At 34.1% G+C, this 21,652-nt stretch carries 17 protein-coding genes; 6 read left to right on the top strand and 11 right to left on the bottom strand.

The annotated features are described in order from the left end of the window. The gene (locus PQO00_RS01535) at positions 1 to 3,393 is read right to left on the bottom strand and encodes a SusC/RagA family TonB-linked outer membrane protein (protein WP_274183058.1); all 3,393 of its coding nucleotides are present in this window, start codon (positions 3,391 to 3,393) and stop codon (positions 1 to 3) included. 155 nt (positions 3,394 to 3,548) lie between these two features. After that, positions 3,549 to 4,706, bottom strand: coding sequence for a FecR family protein (locus PQO00_RS01530; RefSeq protein WP_274183057.1), 1,158 nt, complete (start codon positions 4,704 to 4,706; stop codon positions 3,549 to 3,551). Between the two features lie 93 nt (positions 4,707 to 4,799). Between PQO00_RS01530 and PQO00_RS01525 the strand changes: the two genes are divergently transcribed. The 3 genes from PQO00_RS01525 to PQO00_RS01515 all read left to right on the top strand — a co-directional run bounded on the left by PQO00_RS01525 (position 4,800) and on the right by PQO00_RS01515 (position 6,148). Continuing rightward, entirely contained in the window at positions 4,800 to 5,384 is a 585-nt protein-coding gene (locus PQO00_RS01525) for an RNA polymerase sigma factor (RefSeq protein WP_274183056.1), read from the top strand. Positions 5,385 to 5,517: 133 nt separating this feature from the next. Further along, the gene (locus tag PQO00_RS01520) at positions 5,518 to 5,658 is read left to right on the top strand and encodes a hypothetical protein (RefSeq protein ID WP_274183055.1); all 141 of its coding nucleotides are present in this window, start codon (positions 5,518 to 5,520) and stop codon (positions 5,656 to 5,658) included. A 112-nt stretch (positions 5,659 to 5,770) separates the two neighbouring features. Then, complete coding sequence (locus PQO00_RS01515) at positions 5,771 to 6,148, top strand: hypothetical protein (protein WP_274183054.1); 378 nt, start codon at positions 5,771 to 5,773, stop codon at positions 6,146 to 6,148. A 659-nt stretch (positions 6,149 to 6,807) separates the two neighbouring features. Here the strand turns inward: PQO00_RS01515 and PQO00_RS01510 are convergent. Then, positions 6,808 to 7,776 carry an endonuclease gene (locus PQO00_RS01510; protein WP_274183053.1) on the bottom strand — a complete coding sequence of 323 codons (969 nt, stop codon included), beginning with the start codon at positions 7,774 to 7,776 and terminating at the stop codon, positions 6,808 to 6,810. Between the two features lie 50 nt (positions 7,777 to 7,826). On the opposite strand from PQO00_RS01510, the gene hflX reads away from it, so the two are divergent. Both hflX and PQO00_RS01500 read left to right on the top strand, forming a co-directional pair. Further along, entirely contained in the window at positions 7,827 to 9,056 is a 1,230-nt protein-coding gene (gene hflX / locus PQO00_RS01505; RefSeq protein WP_274183052.1) for a GTPase HflX, read from the top strand. 35 nt (positions 9,057 to 9,091) lie between these two features. Then, entirely contained in the window at positions 9,092 to 11,344 is a 2,253-nt protein-coding gene (locus tag PQO00_RS01500; RefSeq protein ID WP_274183051.1) for a transglycosylase domain-containing protein, read from the top strand. Positions 11,345 to 11,583: 239 nt separating this feature from the next. Here the strand turns inward: PQO00_RS01500 and PQO00_RS01495 are convergent, their stop codons facing one another. The 8 genes from PQO00_RS01495 to PQO00_RS01460 form a co-directional block, all read right to left on the bottom strand. Then, positions 11,584 to 12,135, bottom strand: coding sequence for a class I SAM-dependent methyltransferase (locus PQO00_RS01495; RefSeq protein ID WP_274183050.1), 552 nt, complete (start codon positions 12,133 to 12,135; stop codon positions 11,584 to 11,586). 32 nt (positions 12,136 to 12,167) lie between these two features. Beyond that, positions 12,168 to 13,418, bottom strand: coding sequence for a YaiO family outer membrane beta-barrel protein (locus PQO00_RS01490; RefSeq protein WP_274183049.1), 1,251 nt, complete (start codon positions 13,416 to 13,418; stop codon positions 12,168 to 12,170). A 131-nt stretch (positions 13,419 to 13,549) separates the two neighbouring features. Continuing rightward, positions 13,550 to 15,979, bottom strand: coding sequence for a sulfatase-like hydrolase/transferase (locus PQO00_RS01485; RefSeq protein WP_274183048.1), 2,430 nt, complete (start codon positions 15,977 to 15,979; stop codon positions 13,550 to 13,552). Positions 15,980 to 16,000: 21 nt separating this feature from the next. Beyond that, complete coding sequence (locus PQO00_RS01480; RefSeq protein WP_274183047.1) at positions 16,001 to 17,431, bottom strand: glycosyltransferase; 1,431 nt, start codon at positions 17,429 to 17,431, stop codon at positions 16,001 to 16,003. A 2-nt stretch (positions 17,432 to 17,433) separates the two neighbouring features. Next, positions 17,434 to 18,531 (bottom strand): hypothetical protein, encoded by a 1,098-nt coding sequence (locus PQO00_RS01475; RefSeq protein WP_274183046.1) that lies wholly within the window; start codon positions 18,529 to 18,531, stop codon positions 17,434 to 17,436. 15 nt (positions 18,532 to 18,546) lie between these two features. Next, positions 18,547 to 18,912 carry a response regulator transcription factor gene (locus tag PQO00_RS01470; protein WP_274183045.1) on the bottom strand — a complete coding sequence of 122 codons (366 nt, stop codon included), beginning with the start codon at positions 18,910 to 18,912 and terminating at the stop codon, positions 18,547 to 18,549. Further along, the gene (locus PQO00_RS01465; protein WP_274183044.1) at positions 18,905 to 19,273 is read right to left on the bottom strand and encodes an Hpt domain-containing protein; all 369 of its coding nucleotides are present in this window, start codon (positions 19,271 to 19,273) and stop codon (positions 18,905 to 18,907) included. The genes PQO00_RS01470 and PQO00_RS01465 overlap by 8 nt, the downstream gene beginning before the upstream one ends. Before the next feature lie 821 nt (positions 19,274 to 20,094). Further along, positions 20,095 to 20,616: a hypothetical protein gene (locus tag PQO00_RS01460; RefSeq protein ID WP_274183043.1), complete on the bottom strand. Its 522-nt coding sequence runs from the start codon at positions 20,614 to 20,616 to the stop codon at positions 20,095 to 20,097. 377 nt (positions 20,617 to 20,993) lie between these two features. Here PQO00_RS01460 and PQO00_RS01455 point away from each other — a divergent pair, with 377 nt between their 5' ends. Then, positions 20,994 to 21,584 carry a HupE/UreJ family protein gene (locus PQO00_RS01455; RefSeq protein WP_274183042.1) on the top strand — a complete coding sequence of 197 codons (591 nt, stop codon included), beginning with the start codon at positions 20,994 to 20,996 and terminating at the stop codon, positions 21,582 to 21,584. The last annotated feature ends 68 nt before the right edge of the window (positions 21,585 to 21,652 follow it).

Genomic DNA, 21,652 nt, shown 5'->3' with positions numbered 1-21,652 from the left:
TTAAAATTTAACATTTAATCCTAAAGAAACTATTCTTGAAGGCGTATAAACATTTGATGTTGTTCCACTAAAATTTTGTTGAATGTTCAATCCTTTTCTAGAATTAATAGAAAAGACATTTTCCGCGCTTAAATAAAGTTGAGCCGTATTTATGCCTACAGTATTTATAAAGTTTGATGGTAAGTTATATGAAAAATTGATACGTTTCATATTAAAGTAAGAGGCATCAACAAGCCACCTATCAGACGTAGCATCGAAATTGGTAGTTTGAGAAGCATCTAATCTTGGGACATTTGTGATATCTCCAGGTTGTTGCCAACGATTTAAAATATCAATACTTTTGGCCGTACCATAGCCTCCAGAACTCATAATATCTTGATAATTATAATCGATGCTTTCTCCCCCTATTTGGTAGGTGAACAAGAAACTTAAATTAAAGCTTTTATATCTTAATGAATTAGAGATAGCTCCCATTAAATCTGGAACAGCTGTGCCGGCATAATGAAATGCTGCATTGGCTTGATTTGTTGTTAGGGTATGTCCGTCAATGATTCTTATGTCCGAGCCATTGGCAGCAATAGCATCTTCATTTGCAGTATATAATGCAGCACCATCTGCTGGATCTACACCATACCAGTCTTTTAACCAATAATCGTAAATAGAATGACCTACCATTAATTTTTTAGAGCCATTTATAATTTCTTCTTGCGGTAATTTTGTAAACTCATTGTTAATAGTGGTAGCATTTATACCAAAGGTCCAATCAAAATGGTCATTTTTTATAACATCATAATTTAAACTCATTTCAAAACCTTTATTGAAGAGTGTCCCAACATTTTTTGGAATATCCTCACTTCCACTTGAAAGCGGTAATGGCACATCGAAAAGCAAATTAGCAGACTCACGATTATAATATTCAATAGTACCATTCAATCTATTCCATAGTCCAAATTCTAAAGCGATATCGTAGCTTTCGCTCGTTTCCCATTCTAATAAAGGAGCTTCAAGAGATGCTTGTAAAAATCCTGACTCAGATTGGTTATTAAAACCTAGGTCATATAAACCTTGATAGGCATACCAACCAATACCTGAATTATTACCTAATTCTCCGTAAGAACCACGTAGTTTTAATAAATTTATGGCATCAATATTGGCGATAAAAGGTTCTCTTTCTAATCGCCACGCACCTCCTAATGACCAAAATTCGCCCCAACGTACATCCTTTGCGAATTTTGAAGATCCATCCGTTCTATATGATGCGCTTAAAAAATACTTGCCATCATAATCATAATTTAAACGCCCAAAATAACTTTCGTCCCTTAATACATCTGTTAAAGACGACAAATTTGTTGTGGTCACAAAATTTATTAACTCGGTGTTGCCATCAGCAATTAATTGTGTTCTTGTTCCAGTAAAGTTATTTACTTTTATTTGAACAGATTCATGTGCTGCTAATAACTTGAAATTATGATTTCCAAATGATTTATTATATTTTAAAAGTTGATTAAAGCCTAATGTGGTTCTTCTATTGTATGTTCTGGAAGCTCTACCGTCTGGAGAACCATCTCCAACCAATTTGTTTTCAAAATCTGTGGTGTACCAATGACGCTGATCCCAGCTAGCATTAACGGTTAACATTAAATCTTTTGTAAAGTTGATATCAAAATAGGTTTTACCCCCTAAGGATGTTATTTCATCTACATCCATATTATAATCTATTTCCGCAAGAATATGTCTTCCACCACTAGCACCGCTAGGTCTGTTATCATCCAGCTCATAAAGACGGTTTCCATTATCATCTAAAATAAAATTACCAGCGGCATCGTGCCGATATATTGGATAAATTGGACCAATTCTCCTGGTAAAACGTGCGGGATTTACAAATGAAGCATTTTGTGTACTCGCTGTTTGTGCTTGATTACCTATAGAAGTAGTTGCAAATAAATTTAATCCTGTTTTAAGCCAATCATTTGCTTTATAATTTGCATTAATACGTCCAGAAAACCTTTCGAAATCCGACTTTATAATATAGCCTTCTTCATCTAAATAGCCAAGAGATACATAAAAATCGCTTTTATCTGTTCCGCCTTGGTAATTTATATCATAATTTTGGCGTACCCCTAATCTGGTAATAGCATCGGTCCAATCGGTATCATGATATAACAATTTGGCATTAGGGTTAATTTTACCATCGGTTCCAACGATTTGATCATCTGGAACATTATACGGGTTATTAAGTAATTCAGTAATAATATTATTAGAAGCAAATGTATTGGCAGTAGCAACATCGGTAGCAGAATCCACTCCTGGAATAGCTTGGCTATTACGCATAGACTCCCACATAATTTCGTAATAAGTATCAGAATCTAATCTATCATATTGTGGGATAGAACGGTTAACGATACTCGTAGAGGCATTTAAAGTAAACTCCCCTTTTCTATTCTTACCTTTTTTGGTGGTTATCATAATAACACCGTTAGCCGCTTTGTTTCCATAAAGTGCTGTAGATGAAGCATCCTTTAAAATGGTAAGGCTTTCAATATCTGAAGGGTTAATAGCGTTTACAGATGCGTAAAATGGAATACCATCAACGACATACAGTGGACCGCTATTTGCACTAAAAGAGCCAAAACCTCTTATACGTATATTTTGTCCCTGTCCTGGCTGTCCACCGGCAGCGGTTACAGTAACCCCAGGTGAAGAACCTTCAATAGCTGCCGATATATTGGCAACGGTTGCTTTTGAAAGTGTTTCGCTATTAAGTTGTGTGGCAGCTCCTGTAAAATCTGATTTTTTAGCGGTACCGTATGCAACAACTAGAACTTCATCAAGAGCGGTGTTAATAGCCATTTTCACATTAATTATATCTGAGGATCCAACTGTTATTTCCTGAGTTGTCATGCCTACGAAGCTAAATACAAGAATGTCTCCAGTATTGGCTTCAATAGTATAATTCCCGTCAAAATCTGTTTGCGTTCCCCTTTGGGTGCCTTTAATTATAATACTGGCACCAGGTAAAGGGAGTTCCTCGTCTGAAACATTACCTTTAATAACCCTTTGTAGCACTCCTGTACGAGCTGATGCTTCTTTGGTTTTTATGACTATGGTATTATTGCGAGCGATCGAAAAGATAAAATCACCTTTATGAAGGCTTTTTTCTAATAGTCGGTTTGCTTGAATCATTCCCTTTTTAATAAAAACCTTAGGGAATTCTTTAAACATATCCTCCTGATAAATAAATCTATAATCAGTTTGCTTTTTAATGATCTTAAAGACCTCGTCTACGGTTAATGAAATGTCATTTGCAATTTCAATTTTTGTGTTTTGTGAGAAAACATCAGCAGGAGAAAAACCAAATGACAATGAGCATAATAAGAATATGAAAGTTCTCATAATCATGGTTAAAATTCTTTTTCTAAATAAGAAAAAGAAAAGAGTTGGTTTAATTTTCATAAATTTACATGTTTTAATTAGTTAAATATTAATTATTACAGACTTAAAAGAGGGCGAAGTTGGATACCGCTAAATGTCTACCTCGCTCTCTCTTTTTATTTTAAAATTATTTTTTTGCCATCTATTTTGTATGCGTTTATAAAGCCTAGCTCTTTAATGGTTATTAATATATCTTCAATGTTTTGATTTTTACTGAGTATGCCTATAAATTTAATGTCCTCGATCTTTTTATCAACAAACACCACATCTGTATCGTACCATCTAGAGAGCACTTTCATGATCTCTTTTAGGGGTTTGCTTTCAAAACTAAAAATGCCATTTACCCAAGAGGTTGCATTATACACATCAATGTTTTTTACAATGATATCTTTGTTGGATAAGCTAATTTGAGACTGTTGGTTAGCCTTTAAATAAGCTTTTTCAGAACCATTGTCTACCGCTACTTTACCTTCAACCAAAGTAGTATAAACAATATTTTCATCTTGATATGATTTAATATTAAATTTAGTGCCCATCACCTCAACTTCCTGCATTCTGCTTTTTACTTTAAACAAAGCCCCATGGTGATTAGTACTTGGAGACACATCAAAATAGGCTTCCCCATAAATTAATTCGACCATTCTGGTTTTACCTTCAACAAAATTTACAGGATACTTGATCTTTGACTCCGAATTTAGCCATACTTGTGTCCCATCTGAAAGTTTTACGAAATATTGACCGCCCCTAGGAATGGTTAAATAGTTATACTTTGTTTCTCGAACCGTAGCTTTAGGGATGTTATAAATTAATTTTTCTCCGTTACTTATTATATTATCGGTAGTATAATTTTGACCCTTTTTCAAAGTAATATGGGTCCCATCTTCTAAGGTAAGAGTTGCTTTGTCTGTTCCGGTCTCTATATGGTTCTTTACAATGATAGGTTTATTCGGGTCTGTTTTATCATTATTTAACAAGACCGGTAGAGCAAACAATAATGCTATTACGGCAGCAATAGATAAGTACTTAATTAGATTTGTTCTTTTAGATTTATTAAGCGTCCTCAATCTGTTTTTGACAGATTTTTTTGCTTCTGATAGATCAAAGTTATCCTTACTATTTAAAGAAGTTGCTATGTAATCTGTTTTTACAAAACGATTAAAGATAGTAGCATTATCTTCATTGCTTAACCAAAGTTCTAAGGTTTTTAGCTCATCTTCGTTAATTTCCCTATTGAGGAATTTAACTATTATTATTTCAATTTCTGAATACTCCATTATCTATTATAACGGATAAATTTTTTATACCCCTCTATTTTTAAGAGAGAATTTGATATTTTTTTTTAGTTTTATAAATTATAATCAATCTAATTGGAAAGAAAAAGACTTTTAATAGCTCGTTTAAAATCCGGAGATTCCTTGGCCTATGAAGAGCTGATGGATTCTTTTTACCATAAGTTGTGCACATATGCCTTGACTTTGACTAATGATTATGCTAAATCTGAAGATATTGTTCAAAACGTATTTGTTAAAGTTTGGATTTTAAGAAAGAGTCTTAAGACAAATTTAAACTTGAAACCATATTTATATAGATCTGTATATAACGAATTTATTGATGAATTTAGAAAAAACAGCAAAGCTATTTATTTAGAAAAAAAGCATATTGAAGCTGTTGATTTGGTAGTTGAAAACGAAAAGCTGAATATTGATGAGATAATGAAAATTGTAGATAAAGAGATCGATAAACTGCCTCCTAAATGTAGAAAGATTTTTATATTAAATAAAAGGGAAGGGCTTTCTCATGATGAAATATCCGAGCACCTCAATATTTCAGTTAAGACCATAGAAGGGCATATGACCAGGGCATTTAAAATATTAAATAAAAAGATTAGCGGAAAGTTAAATAAAATACTATTCCTGCTGTTTGGTTTTAAGGGTAAGGCTATGAATCATTAGGTTGGCATAGCAGGGCAAAAGTATTTAAAGTTTACATGTATTTATGCGAAGAGTATTGTTTGTGAACCAGCATAAATAGATTAAATGGAATGTCTGTCGGAAGAATAGGGTTAGATAATTTCAGTGAAAAAACATGAAGATAATAACAGACAATATAAAAATACGACAGATCATGTTATTACTATCAAATTCTAGAGCGAATGAAAAATTAAGGATTGAATTAAGAACTGAAAACTACCATTTGGAAGTTTTAGATAAACTAATAGGGTTATAAAAACTAATGAATAAAATACCATTCTGAATATAACGGTATTTCAATTAAGCATTCAATTCCGATCATATTAATTTTTTACCGTAGTTTTGGTTCTTTATCTAGAAAACCCATAATGAACCTATTCGATATCCTATTCTATAATATCTTTTCGAAATACAAAACCAAGTACAAGCAAAAAGCAAATAACATAGCCGTTATATATGTGACGCTTTTACAGGTTACATTACTATTGCTTTTGGGCATTTTCTTTGCAGGTTTTTTTAAGCAAATGAACATGGTTACCATGTCGTCTACCAAAGCATGGACCTTATTTGCTTTAATGGCGGTGTTTCTTTATTTTAAGAACTGGATGCAGTACACAGGTAAAAAGCGGATGATGATTAATGCAAAAATGAATAAAAAGAAAACGCAGTATTATAGCATTTGGTTACTTTGGACTTTGCCCTTGGCTGTTTTAGGGCTGAGTTATGTGGTTTATCAGGCTGTTTAAAGCGTAGTGCCATTCAGGGCATTCCAACAGTTGTCGGAGTCGAAGAATCTCATGGTCATTAACAAACAAGCTTAGATTCTTCAGTCGTGCCTCCCTGTCTGCCAACAGCTACGGTGTACCCACAAATCATGATCTTCTGTCGCAGCCACAGATAAAAAGAACTCGCTCTATGTCCCTTGCTTTCTTGTATAGGTTTGCCGTGCCAGCCTCGCAGACCGTTTTTATAGAGAACTCAGGTCTCTCTGCTAGCTGTTGGAAAAATACCATAGAGCTGTCCCCGACCTTTCGGAAGGGGACCGAGCGTTTAAAAATAGTCCGGTGGACTATTTTAGCGTAGGAGCCAGGCTGCGCGAAGGACTAAAAAGCTTCGAGGAACAGGAGCATTGCCGTTGGCCATGGCGGTGGGGCGACGCGAAGTTTTGGGCCCGGTTCTTCTCTGGCGACAGCATGAGAAGAAATCCCTCACGAAAGGGCGTCTTTTCTTTTGTTACTTTTCTTTGGACGAGCAAAGAAATCGAAGATTCACGAACACCTATTTATCAAATAAGATCAGTGAGCAAAAAGTAAGTAAAAAGAGAAATAAGCTTTTGTTCTTTATATTGAAAAAAGATGTGGGTACACCGTAGCTGCCAACAGGTAGGCTTCTGAATGGTATATTCTTATTTTTTAAAAATAGCATATACAGGAAAGTGGTCACTATAACCACCTTTGTATTTTTTACCGACGTAGGTTCTATAAGGCGTGCCCTTATATTTTCCGTTAAAGAGTTTTAGGAAATCCTCATCAAAAATATTAGCAGTGCTAAACTCAAATGCGTTCGTGGTGCTTTTAAAAAAATTAGTTGAAAATAGGATTTGATCGAACAGGTTCCATTGTCTGTTATGGTTCGTCGTACCCCTATTATAAGACCGTAGGGTATCCATGGGGTTGTATAAATTAAAACGGTCCACAAGCTGTTTAATACTGTTACTGGAAGGGTCGTCATTAAAATCACCAACAACAACCATTTTTGCATCGGGATTGGCATTGCGCAACATCGAAATAATTTCCCCTACTTTATTAGACGATGCCATGCGCTTGTGTTCCGTTTCTTTTGTGCCTTCACGTCTGGACGACCAATGGTTTACAATAACGTGAATGGTTTCGCCGTCTAGTAGGCCAGATACCAATAAGATATCTCGCGTATAATCTGGCAAGCCATTATCGTTAAATAGTTGAACGGTAAAGGTCTCTGAAGCCACCACCTTAAAAGCATTCGTATCATATAATAAGGCGACATCAATGCCGCGCTCATCTAAAGAATCGTAGTGCACATAATCATAATGACAATCTTTTAAATGTTTAGACGCTATTAAATCTTCAATAACAGAAGCATTTTCAACTTCGGCCAATCCAACAAGTGCTGGATGTTTCCCGGTTTCCCGTCTTCCAATATTAGAGATCGCAAAGCCTAATTTCCTAAGTTTGTTGTCATAGCGTTTGGGCGTCCATTTTTTAACCGAAGTTGGTAGGAAATCGTTATCATGGGTGTACTTATCGTCATGAATATCGAATAGATTTTCAAGGTTGTAAAAGGCTATCGTTTGCATATCGTCACGAACGGGAATGTCTTTAAAAGAGTCAATCATTAATCAAAAATATAAAAATAATAATGACTGTAAATGTTTAACTTTGTAATATGATAGAAAAGAAAGATATCGCTTTAGAAAAAGCGGTTTTAATAGGCATTATTACTAAAGAGCAAGATGCCGTAAAATCTAAAGAATATTTAGATGAGCTGGAGTTTTTAACCTATACTGCAGGAGGCTATGCCGTAAAGCGTTTTACTCAAAAAATGGAGATGCCAAACCCTAAAACATTTATAGGGACGGGCAAGATGGAAGATGTACGTCAATTTATAGAAGAAAATGATGTTGGCACGGCTATCTTTGATGACGAATTGTCTGCGGCACAAGAACGAAATATTAGCAAAATACTTAATGTTAAGGTATTGGACAGAACCAATTTAATCCTCGATATTTTTGCCCAACGCGCACAAACAAGTTACGCCAGAACCCAGGTAGAATTGGCACAATGTGAATATTTACTGCCTCGATTAAGGGGTATGTGGACACACCTTGAACGCCAAAAAGGGGGGATAGGCATGCGTGGTCCCGGAGAAACCGAAATAGAAACAGATAGACGTATTGTACGTGATAAAATAGCCTTATTAAAAGCTCGTATAAAAACGATAGACAAACAAATGGGAGTACAACGTGGTAACCGAGGAAAAATGGTACGTGTGGCATTAGTTGGTTATACGAACGTTGGTAAATCTACGTTAATGAACGTAGTGAGTAAAAGCACCGTTTTTGCCGAAAACAAGTTATTTGCGACTTTAGATACCACGGTTAGAAAAGTAGTGATTCAAAACTTACCGTTCTTGTTAAGTGATACGGTTGGTTTTATAAGAAAGTTACCTACCCAATTAGTAGATAGTTTTAAAAGTACGTTGGATGAGGTAAGGGAAGCAGATTTACTACTGCATGTCGTTGATATTTCGCATCCTAATTTTGAGGAACATATTGAGTCTGTTAATAAGGTTTTAGGCGAAATAGAAAGTAGCGATAAACCTACTATTATGGTATTTAATAAAATAGATGCCTATGAAGCCGAACCTTTGGAAGAAGATGATCTGGAAACAGAACGTACAAAAAAACACTATTCCCTAGAAGAATGGAAAAGTACCTGGATGAGCAAAATGGGCAACAATGCTCTGTTTATTTCAGCAATAAATAAAAGTAATTTAGAAGATTTTAAAAAACGTGTTTATGATGAGGTTCGCGACATTCATGTAACGCGTTTTCCTTATAATCATTTCCTGTATCCAGATTACAATGATGAGGATATGGGAAATGGCATAGACTAGTATAACAGCACGTAAATAGAAAAGCATAGCCCAAAATGAATTGGATTTTATCATTATTGAAAAAGAAATGGGTGAAGTGGCCTATGTTGGTTTGCGCTGCCGTTATTGTTTTTTTTACCATTATTTATATAAGTATATTTTTAGGGCTTTTCGGGAAATTGCCCACCGAAGCCGATTTAAGTTCCATTAGGCAAGCTGAGGCCACCCAAGTCTTGGACAAAGACGGAAAATTAATAGGCAAGTACTATATTTATGATAGGCAGCCTTTAACTTTTAAAGATTTTCCAAAACACCTTATTGATGCTTTAATAGCGACGGAAGATGCCCGTTTTTATGGGCACGATGGTATTGATAATGTGAGTTTGCTCCGTGTGTTTTTTAAAAGTATTATTTTACGGGATAAATCGGCTGGAGGTGGCAGTACGATTACGCTTCAATTGGCTAAGAACTTATTTGGAAGAAAAGACTATGCTGTATTTAGCATGCTCATCAATAAAATTAAGGAGTCCATTATAGCAAAACGCATTGAAGCTATTTATTCTAAGGAAGAAATTCTAACGATGTACCTTAATACGGTTCCCTTCCCTGATAATACTTATGGTATTGAGAGTGCCTCGCGCAAATTCTTCGATAAACCAGCATCCGGATTAACGCATTCAGAAGCATCTACACTCGTTGGCGCTTTAAAAGCGACGAGCTATTATAACCCGAGACTTTATTTAGAGCGAAGCCAATCCAGAAGGAATGTGGTCTTTCAGCAAATGCTAAAGTATGGTTATATATCCCAAGATTCAGTTGATTTGCTTACAAAACAAAACATTGTTTTAAACTATAAATCTTTTAATCACGATGCGGGGTTGGCACCCTATTTTAGAGCAGAAGTAAAAAAAGAATTGGCAACGATATTAGATACGCTAAAAAAAGAAAATGGCGACCCTTACGATTTGTATAGAGATGGTTTGGTTGTTCACACAACTTTAGATTCGAGCATGCAGGCACTTGCCGAGACAGCTATGAAAGAACACCTTACAAGTTTGCAAAGCGTTCATGAAAAATCCTATGGGAAATCGGCACCATGGCTTACCAATAAAAGCATCTTTCAAGCTGCGTTAAGAAACCTTCCCGTTTACAAAACCTATAAAAAAGAAGGGTTAACAGAAGCACAAATAATAGATTCGTTATCTGTAAAACGACATACGGAGTTATTTACATGGAAAGATAATACCGTTCAAAACGTATCTACTATCGATAGTTTAAAGCATTATTTAAAGTTCTTGAATACGGGGATGTTATCTGTAGAACCCCAAACGGGTGCTATAAGAGCTTATTTGGGCGGGATCGATTTTCGCTTTTTTAAATACGATCATGTATCGCAAAGTGAACGTCAGGTAGGGTCGACATTCAAACCTTTTGTATATACCGCTGCTATTGAAAATGGTATGAAACCCTGTACTTATTTTTCATTATCTGAAGTGACCTATACAGATTTTGATAACTGGACGCCTACTAATTCTGGAAAGGATGAAGACACAGAGCATCTTAACTATAATTTAGAAATGGCATTAAGTCATTCGGTGAATACCATTGCGGTAAAGGTTTTAAATAAAGTTGGGATAGAAAATGTCGTAGAACAAGTAAAAAAAATGGGCATTTCTAAGCGGCTTCCTGAGGAACCGTCGTTGGCTTTAGGTGTTGCAGAGATTAATTTAAAAGAACTTACAGGCGCTTATGCGAGTTATGTGAACGATAGCAAAAATGTAAAACCCTATACGATTACCAAAATTGAGGACAAAGAGGGAAACCTAATAGCTTCATTTAAACCTGAAATTAGCAAGGAAAAGGCTTATAGCGATTATACCAGGCAGGTGCTATTGAAAATGATGCAGTCTACGGTCAATACAGGAACAGCTTCTAGATTGAGAACACTATATCAGCTTAAAAATGATATAGCTGGAAAAACCGGAACCACTCAAAATAATAAAGATGGTTGGTTTGTGGGTATTACGCCCAAACTTGTTACGGTAACATGGGTTGGCAATGATAATCATGGTTTAGGCTTTAAATCGACCGGAATAGGCCAAGGTGCTAATTCGGCATTACCGATTTTTGCAAAATTTTATCAAAAAATGAATGCAGATGCCCACTTTAATAGTATTACTAAGAGCCGATTTGAAACACTCCCTCAGGAAGTTCTGGACGATTTAGATTGCAGTCCAGAAAAGCGAGATGGATTTTTTAAAAGGATTTTTGGGAAAAAGAAGAAAAAGAAAGCATTTAAAAAACACTGAGCATATTCTTTTTGTACCTGGTATTAATAGCATCGTTCGAAAACCTCAAAAACTCGACACCCCTAAAGTCCCCCCAAGGGGACACCACAATCATGACATCTAATTATGAAACGTCCCAATCTAAAACAACATTTTTAACACAAACAAATAGCCCCTTGAGGAGATCATAGGGGTGGCAAATATCAATGAAACAGATTCTCAGGTCGCGTTCTGGGGCTCCTCAGAATAATCTGTAGGTCTTATTTTCTAACCTTTTTACAGTGGTAAATATATTCTGTTATAAAATTTTTGTTTGAAGTTATTTCACAGGCTTCGAATATTTGCTGAAATTTTTTGAAGTTAAATTTGGTGTATAAAACCTGACTATAATAAGCATTGTTTTCTAAAAGGTCGTAAGCATCTTGTATAATGGCCAAGCCTTTTTCTTTGCTAAAGAAAGAAAAGGGAATCGAAGAAATGACGCCATTTACATTTTCTTTTATATGTTTTTTTAAGTTTTGTGCGCCATCGTTGACAATAACCAATCTATCGTCTAAAATATTTTTTCTTACATGATCACAGAAACTTTCTTTTACTTCAAAAGCATATAGTTTAGATGTTGGCGATATGGTATTTAATATCTCTTGGGTGATATTACCATGCCCCATCCCAAATTCTACAATAATTTTATGGTCTTCTTTTGAAATGTGTTTGCAAATGTCAATTTCAACTTGCCTACTGGTTTCGGATATAGCACCTGTAACTAGCAAATTTTTTGCAAATGCAATAGATGTTTTAAGTTTCTGGTTCATTTAATTCTTTGTCGGTTTTTGATTGAAATTTATTACTTAAATAATAAGTCCCAAGATAATGAAAATGAATAAATCCAAAAATAAGAACCTGGATTAAAGCTAATTTCTTGATGTGCAACGCCAGCTTGGGCCCCCCAAAGATTAGTATTATTTTTTGAAGAGAAATAATAACCTAAATTAAACTTTTGGGATTGAAGGTTTATAATGGCATCCTCGTTCCCTCCAAAATTAAACCTGTTTTCTTCAGGCGAAAAACCTGCTCCAACATCAACACTAAAATAGTTATTGGCATCTTTTGTATATTTTCTAAAACTAAGCGTTCCAGATTTACTTGCTTTAGGTTCTCCAGGGGTTACATAAGCTCTAAATGCCCAATAATTGTTTTTTTGATACCAGCCAATAGAACCTGTATATATAGTGGTGGTCGAACTAAATTTTAAGGCTCTGAAGCCTAACGAAGCTTCAAAACTCTTTGGTAACGATTTGTGTAATTCTGCACCATACCTTATATCTGGAAATAAAAACGAATTAGACATCCCAAAATTTAAATATGCATATAGGCCATTGGTTATTCTGGGATACATGTCAACTTCAAATTGCGCCCCATTGGATTGAAAGCGCCTATTTATATTCATTTTACCATGAATACTTCCATATTTGGTTGCTCTGGCATATTTTATTAAATAGTATTGCATAGGATCAAAGACCTGAGAATATAAATCAACAGAAGCTTTTAATCCAATAGTGTTCAAACTTAATTTAGTTCTTAAGCTGGTTTTGTAAGCTATTGCTTTTTCGTGTGTGGAATCATTTTTTAAAATGGTTTCTACAGTAACCAAAGCTTCTTCGGGATTGTTAGTAGCTTCTTCACCACTTGCTTTTAAGTATAGGATTTCTGAATTCCCAGGAAAATACTCCAAAGCTTTTTTTACCATTTCCAAAGCATTATATGGGGCACCACTCCATAGTTCATTTTTAATGGCAGCTTCCCAGGTATCTAATCTGTCCGGAGCTTTTTTTAATATATAAGCAAATTCCTTTTTGGCTTTTTTGTAATGGCCATCCCATGAATACGTAGTTGCTAAAAACGAACGAATATCATGATAATCGGGATACTTCGTTAAAATGAACAGCAAGGTGTCCTGTGCCTGTTTCCTTTGTTTGTTGAAGGCCATATCCCTAGCAACCTTAAAAGCTCTATCTGGGTCGCCCTTAAATGCTTTTTGCTGTGCAAAAGAGCAAAAATGTAAAGAAAATAATATTATAAAAATATATTTAATCATAATTTTAAACGGTCTTTATTTAAAACCTAAATCGATTGTTTCTGTTTATGTCCGGTCGAGCGCAGTCGAGACCTAATTTTAACATATACTGAAATTTAACAACCTCTTGACTGCGCTCAAAGGAGCGATATTTATAAATTCTTGACCTTCAAGCCCTTTTTAAATGTTAGGTAATCGGAATTATTGGGGTGAATTTTAATAATGCTGTCCATTAATTTAATGGCAAACGCTGTATGGTTTAATCGCTTATAGGCTTTAGCCATCTTAAATGGTATTTCTGGGTTTAAGACTTCATTGTTTATCGCCTGGTTGAATATTTCCACAGACTTATCGTCTTGTCCAGACCACCAATACATATCTAAAATTGCTAAATAAGCATCATCGTAATAAGGTGACCTTTTAATGGCATCCAATAATACCTCTTCAGATTTTTTGTAATTTCTTTCCCAGGCCAAGGATCTGCCTTTTAATATTCGGGCATCTGTATAATTGGGATATTCATTTAATATATAATCGCACAGTAAACGAGCTGTTTTATATTGCTTTTTGAATGATAGGTCCCTGGCGATAAACAAAATTTCATCATACGTTTTTCCTTTGGAATGGTCATTAATTGAGGCTAATTGCTCTGGGGAAAATGTTGTTTTTGGAGTGACATAAATATTTAGGGAATCTGGAAAAATTTTGTTCTGTTGCGTGACATAGGCGTTCATTTTTTTAAAGGCCAATAAAGAGTCTTTCATTGTTTTTTCCATGGTGTCATCATTTATTTTATAGGTGCCAAAGTCTTCGTTTATTTTAAATAATTCGCCATCAGAATATAGATAGTTTTTATATATATAATCATTAATACTTCCTTTATAGCGCATTAAAGGTATTTTATGAATATTTCTAAAATGTCTGGCGGTATCTAGTCCATTTCCCATCCAAGCGGTCTTGTCCAATGAGTTGAATTTAAAGTTTTTCATGAGGCTATTTAATAAACTGGGAGCCACATCCCAATGTGATGATACAGACTTGAATGTGTCTGCTTTTTTTAACATGGGACTGTATATTAAAAAGGGCACATGAAACCTGCAAAGTTTATCTTTTTGTATTATTGGAATGAGTCTGTGGTCTCCGGTAATTATAAAAATAGTATTTGAATAATCTGGTCGTTGCTCATAAGCCGACATGAACTCTTTTATAGCATTATCGGTATAAAGAAGGCATCCAAAAATAGCTTTGTGATCGTTTACCTGAGCTTCTATGGATTCGAATTTTCTTGAAGAAGCCAACAATTTATCGACCCGAACCATATATTCCTTTTTTTTAGGAAACTCAAAGGGCTCATGAGTGGAAAGTGTCATAACAATATCTAAACGGGGCTGTTTTTCTATTTCGAAGGAAAGCAATGCTTTTCTGAATATTTCGCCATCTGGATATCCCCAGGAAAAACCGCCATCGTTACCTTGGGTTTTTTCAAAGCCTGAACCATATTTGTTTTCATCAACGAGTGTTTCGATGCCATTATATTCTAAAAAATTAATTTTTCTATCAAAACTGGATGGCCCACCAGAGTAATAAGACGTTTTATAGCCATTAGCTTTTAGAATACTAATAAGTGAAATATGGGAAGGTGTTTGGGTTAAATCTAAAAAGCCTGTTTCACCATATGGTAAAGATCCAAATAAGGAAGGTAAGATTCCAAAAGACCTTCCTGTTGTGCTTACAAAATTTTCCCAGTATAGGGATTTTGATATAAGGGAATCAATGTACGGAGTAAAGCCGCTATATTGGTTTCCGTTTACAAACTCGCTTCCTAAACCTTCTACGACAACAAAAACAATATTCGGTTTTTCTTCATTGAACGTTAAGAATGGAGAGAGCACATCTTTAGAGTTGCTTGTTGGTTTTAGCAGCGGATAGTCGTTTCTGTTTACAAAACTAGCAATGTTTAACCTGTTTTTTTCGCGTTTAAATTTTATAATGTCGTTTGCTAAAAAAGAAATTTTATTTTGCTGAGGTTTATAAGATGCTTCTGGGATGATTAATTTTATAGACCCTAGTAATAAAATAGATAAAACTCCGAACCCTATGAGATTTCTTTCAGTTAGGAAATTGTTAATATATCTGTATAGTATTAAGAATAATATTGGGAATATTATAAACGGTAAAAAATAAGTGATGGAAATAGATTCGGATACCGAAACTGTATTAAAAGCATCATCAAATGAATATCCCAATACATCGACCCCTAAATTTAAACTGGTTGTTAAGCTATATTTTACAAGTGAGAACTGAATAATTACAAATAAGATGAACAGGATCTTTATTATGATTATGGCATACTTTTTACTAAGTACAGCCAACAGTAAAAAAAGAGGAAGCAATACTATGCTTATTATTAGGCCGCTCCAAAAGTCATTAACAAGTTTATACAGTGAAGCTAAAAAAACAGGAGTCTCCGATGCTTTTGAAGCAAACAGCTCATATAGACTAACAAGCCATAGTGTAGCTATAAGCGATACTGTTAAATACACATACTTACTTATAGTTTCTTTTTTGATGTTAAATTTCATGATACCAGTATTTTTTTTAAACTATGCGGACGTTAATCCTTTTCGTTGCATGACTCCCCACTTTTTTTTCTTATTAAAGTAATAATCGTAATTCCCTTTCATAGCTGCGTATAGAACAAATGGGTGTAAAACAAACGGTTCCAATGCTGTTAATAAAACGAGCTTATAACCTGTACCTTTCTTTTTGTATTGATGAAATGTCAGTTCTTCAGAATAGAGCGCTATTATTGAAAATAGTACAGAAAAGATATAGGCTAGAGCGAGAAACGATAGTGCGTATTCCCACCTTACTTCCCTTAGAATAACTAAAATGGCAAAATAAACAATGCCAACAGTTTCTATTATGGGTGCCAGGCGTTCAAATATTAACCAATAAGGATAACTTAGCATTCCGAAGGAACCATATTTTCTGTTAAATCCGATTTTACGGTGCTTTTTTAATGTTTCAATAGTACCGCGCGTCCATCTGTTACGTTGAGAAATAAATATTTTGTAGCTATCTGGTGCTTCGGTCCAACATAGAGGGTCAGGAATATAGGAGACTTTATATTTTTCGTTTTTTTCTTCCATATACCGTCGCATGCGTACAATAATTTCCATATCCTCACCTACGGTTTGGGTATCGTAACCTCCCACTGCAATGGCCGTTTCTTTATCAAAGATGCCAAAAGCCCCCGATATTACTAAGAGGCCATTTAATCGGCTCCATGCCATGCGGCCTAACAAAAAGGCTCTTAAATATTCTAATATTTGGGATTGAACCAAAAGGGCTCGGGGTAGATTGACATCTATTAATTTACCACCTCTAATAATACACGAGTTTGCTATACGAATCACACCTCCAGTTGCTATTACCTTAGTATTGGTTTCTTCCAAAAATGGCTTGATCATTTTTTGAAGTGCATCTTCCAATAGCAAACAATCTACATCAATACAGGCAACATATTTGCTTTTGCTAATGTTTAATCCCATGTTTAGGGCATCTGCTTTTCCACCGTTTTCTTTATCTACAACCATTAATTTTTCAAAGGCAGGGTTTTTGGATTTAAATACCCCGGCACGCAAAGGCTGTGTTTTAATTTTTTCGTTGATTATAAACTCAACTTTTTCCAGATCGTAGGCCTCGATAAGTTTTTCCAAGCTGTCATCTTTACTACCGTCATTAATAATGATAACATTATAGTTAACATAATGATTGGATAGTAGCGATCTTACATTTTCTACCACATTTAAACTCTCATTATAAGCAGGGGCTATTATGGTTATTGAAGGCGACATGGTTGATGACAGAATGTTTTTGTAGTTAACGAAGCTATTCTTTTTAAGGTACCCAATAGTTTCTTTACCAGATATTACTGATAAAATGATATAGGAGGTGATAGCGGCAAACGCATAAAAGAAAAACAAATAATGTAGTATTTGTAAAATTATTTTAACTGTACTTGTATCCATAATTATATATTATTTACAAATTTTAAAATCTTTTTATTCCCTTCATTTCTAGGAGTAAGCCCCATAAACTTATCTATGTTAATAGATTTTAATATTTTAAGTGCCAATAATTGTATTTCGAAGTTTTTATGGAAAAGATGTTTTTCAATAAATGGTTCATCAGAAGGGACTACCAGTTTTTCAAGCAATCCAAAGAAACTAATCTGCTCTTCTAGGCTCAGCTCATTAAAATTGGCTTTGAGCATTTCTTTTGCTTCGATACCGTATAGGTCTGTCAATACTTCAATCGCCCTAACCCTAACATTTTTAACGGGATGGGATAGTAACTCCATTAAAGTGTCTTTAACTTCAAATTGATTATAAATGTTGGCTAGTTTTATAGCGAATAAAACCACCGTTTCGTTTGTGGATTTTAACCAAGGCTTAATATCACAAATTTGTTGATCGTCAAACTTTTGAAGTGTTTCCAACAATTGTACTTGTGCCCATTCAGACAATGGTGCTTTCAGGTCGTTTAAAAATGAAAGACCATTAAATCTAAACATATTAACCAGATATAATTGGGTTTCTTTCCTTACTTCATGCCTTGGATGTTTAATAAATGGTTCAACAAGATGGTGCGCCTCTTCAATTTTAAAGCGGGTAAGTTCACCGATCCCTTTTGCTATAATGTACCAGTTTTTATTTTTCAGGCGTGCTAAAGCATAATTGTAAAGGCCTGTTTTAAAATAAAGTGTTTTGATTGAATCGGACATTTCGCCAGATACTTCATTCATTAAGTTGTATAAAATGGAAATTATTATTTTACGTTTCGATTTTATATGGACCGAAGCTTTTAGTTTCTCTATTATAGATAACTGTAACTCATTCATGTCTTCATTTTCAGAATCAGAATACAGATATTCAATTAATGTAGATTCGTAACTTTCTCTAAATTTGGTATTTTCTTTATCTCTTTTTCTAAAAGTTGCTCGTAATAGTTTTAAATATGAGACAAGAATAATGATGGCTACAACTAAAGTACAGCTGGTTACCCAAGCCAATTTTATTAGGAAAGGGGCTTCGCTGTAATAATCAATAAAGTACTGATATGCCGCCATATTTAGATGCTTTTTTTAGCTTAAAAGCCTTTTTACTCGAATGATTAATTCATTAGGACTAAATGGCTTGCCCATAAAATCGTTAGCTCCTAAATTAAATGCTTTAATAACCATTTCCTCTTGACCAGCTGAGGAGAAGACAATAATTGGCGCGTCTAAATCTAATTTCAACCTTACATGACTTATCACTTCCAATCCACTAACAAAAGGCATCATAATGTCTGTTAAAATTAAATCGGGAACCTCTTTTTCAATTAAGTCTACGGCCTCTCTACCGTCTTGTGCCATAAACAATTCGTACCCCTCTTTTTCTAATCTAAATTTCAATAACAATGACAGTGTTGAGTTGTCCTCTGCCAAAACAATTTTCTTTTTAGTCATTATTCATTGATTTAAGTTCGGTTAGCACCTCTCTTTTCACTTCTTTAAAAACAGCCAAGCAATCATTAACAAGCGCCTCAGAGGTATTTAAATTTTGTTCATTTTTAAAGTTAGACTCTAATTGAAGTATTGTAGATTCTAATTTTGAAATACCAAACATGCTTATGTTTGGTTTTATTTTGTGGGTAGCTTGATAAAGCACTTGCCATTTTTTGTTGGGAAACTGAAAATTTAGAACGCCTACGTACTCATCCATAAGTTCAAGAAATAATTCCATTATTTCTTTCATAATGGAAGTGTCGCCAAAAGTATTTTCTTTTAATATATTTAAATCAATATATTGATAACTTGATTTAACCATGATTTTTCGGACCTTAATTTTAGAATTTTCCTTCAAATATAAGCGCAATGTACAAATTGTATCGATAAAATGCAAAAAAACACGATAATATGTATTTTTGATGATAATTGAGCAGAGAGAAAATAAAGACCAACATGAAAATATTTAGAGGTCTTTCTTTTCAAAATCCCTTAAAATGAAAGGTTTTTATTATATAAAAACAAGAAAAATACACCTATTTTAAAATGGTAAATTCTCTCATTATAATTTAAAATAATTGGTATGAAAACAATAAATCTTAAGATAATTCTTGAAGCTAATAAATAGAAACCCCTAAAAATTGAGATATTAAACCTAGATTCTGGTGGATACTAAAAATATTGAAATAAGTTCAACACAGATAAGTTTAGCAGAGTAAACGGTACCGTTTTGAGTCTGTCTCTTATTGCGTGGCAGGAAACCTGTGGTATTCGCGTCCTTTTTAAAGATGTGTAGACACGGTAGTGTGCTGCCAATATCATTAAGTAAAAGAAATTAGCTCTTTTTTTGACATATGGAGCACTTCGGTTTTAGTGTCTCTTGAGTAATACCAAATGAATTTTAAAATGATTGGTAATAAATTTGAATTATATTTTCATTAGAAGAGATAAAAAACATAAGCATAGCCTAGTTAAGGATATGTTTTTTATTGAAATATAAAGGAAATAGAAATCGAAGATTCAAGAACACCAATTATAAAAATAAAAGATAGTGAACTAAACGGATTTAACCAGTTATTTTGAAGTTTATTTGGTATAAAGTTGAAAGGCCCTAGGATTTATCCCGAGATCGTTTATTTTATGTTATTCGGGCTTTTCGATTTTTCTGGTATCAAACTCCATTTTCTTGTTTATTTGCAAATTTAAGCTGGAAAAGGCCACCAAAAAGTCTTTAATGGTAGCAATATGCTCTTTTTTACTTGTGGTAGATAAGTTTAACAAACTTTCTAATTTATAAAGTTTGGTTTCTAAGGCTGTAATTCTAACCAAAATTGAAGGGGCATTTATTTCTTTAGGAATACTTGTTTTTAACTCTTTCAATAAGGTGTTGATAACTTCTTTATTATCATTAAAAAAACTTAAGTCGCCTTTTTTAATATTTGTGACGACCTCTTGTAGTTCATAATATTGTTGCCAATCTTTAATGGCATTTTCAGCTTTTAAGTCTAAAGCAAACTCGATATAATCAATTTTAGAAATGTCTTTGGCCGTTATTTCTTTGTTCTCCTCATTTCCGGTATTATCTCCTGTGTTGCTTCCTTGATCTTTTTTGCAAGAAAAAAATAGGACTAACAGACATAAAATAATTAAAGTTTTAATACGCATTGTGCTTTGTTTAAAAGTGCTTTACAAAGATATGGTAATAGTTTATTTTCTGTTTAATAATTAGAAATCAAATTGATAATATTTGGTTTTGAAACATGATATTATTAGTCCACACGTTATTACGTGGGGAAAGTTGCGAAGCAAAGCATTAAAAGCAGATAGTAGTACTGCGCCTAATACGAGTTCTGATTTAAAATGGCTCAAATAAGATATAGTCATTTTTTACAAAGGCGAAAGAGAAAACCTTTTGGGAGATTATCATTTGGGTTGCAAAGCATTTTTATAACGATGCTGATACCATGAGATAAAAATTATAATACATTTTAAAAGAATCTAATTAATTGTATATTTGAGCAATCCCCTAATCTTAAATTATTATGTTGGAAAATTTTTGGTTTAATGTAGAGTATGGTATCAACCATGTGTTGGATATTAATGCATATGATCATGTTTTGTTTCTTATTGTTTTAACAGTTCCCTATGTATTTAAAGATTGGAAACGTGTACTTTTGTTAGTTTCTATGTTTACTTTGGGGCATACGCTGTCACTCGTTTTGGCTGCGTATAGTGTGGTTAGCGTGAATGCGCAAATTGTAGAATTTTTAATCCCCATTACTATTTTAGTTGTAGCACTTTTTAATGTATTTACTTCGGGTAAAGGGGCACAAAAGGAAAAGGTTGGCGTGTTGTTTTTGTCAACCCTGTTTTTTGGTTTAATACATGGTTTAGGCTTCGCTCGTGAATTCCAAATGTTATTGGGGGATTCTGATAGTAAATTGGTTTTATTGTTGGAGTTTGCTTTGGGAATAGAACTTGCCCAAGTTATTATTGTATTCTTAGTATTGTTTTTAGGTTACATTGTACAGACTATTTTTAGATTTTCTAAACGAGATTGGATTATGGTGGTCTCTGCCATCGTTGTTGGCTTGGTTATTCCTATGATATTAAATAGCGATTTCTTGTCTTAATTGAAAAGTAGCTTCTAAATAAGTTCATTGAAGTGTCTGCCAAATGATGTTATTGCTATTGTAAATGC

It is taken from the genome of Flavivirga sp. 57AJ16 (genome assembly GCF_028736925.1).
Taxonomy (GTDB): domain Bacteria; phylum Bacteroidota; class Bacteroidia; order Flavobacteriales; family Flavobacteriaceae; genus Flavivirga.
This window is presented reverse-complemented; position numbering and strand designations above follow the sequence as displayed.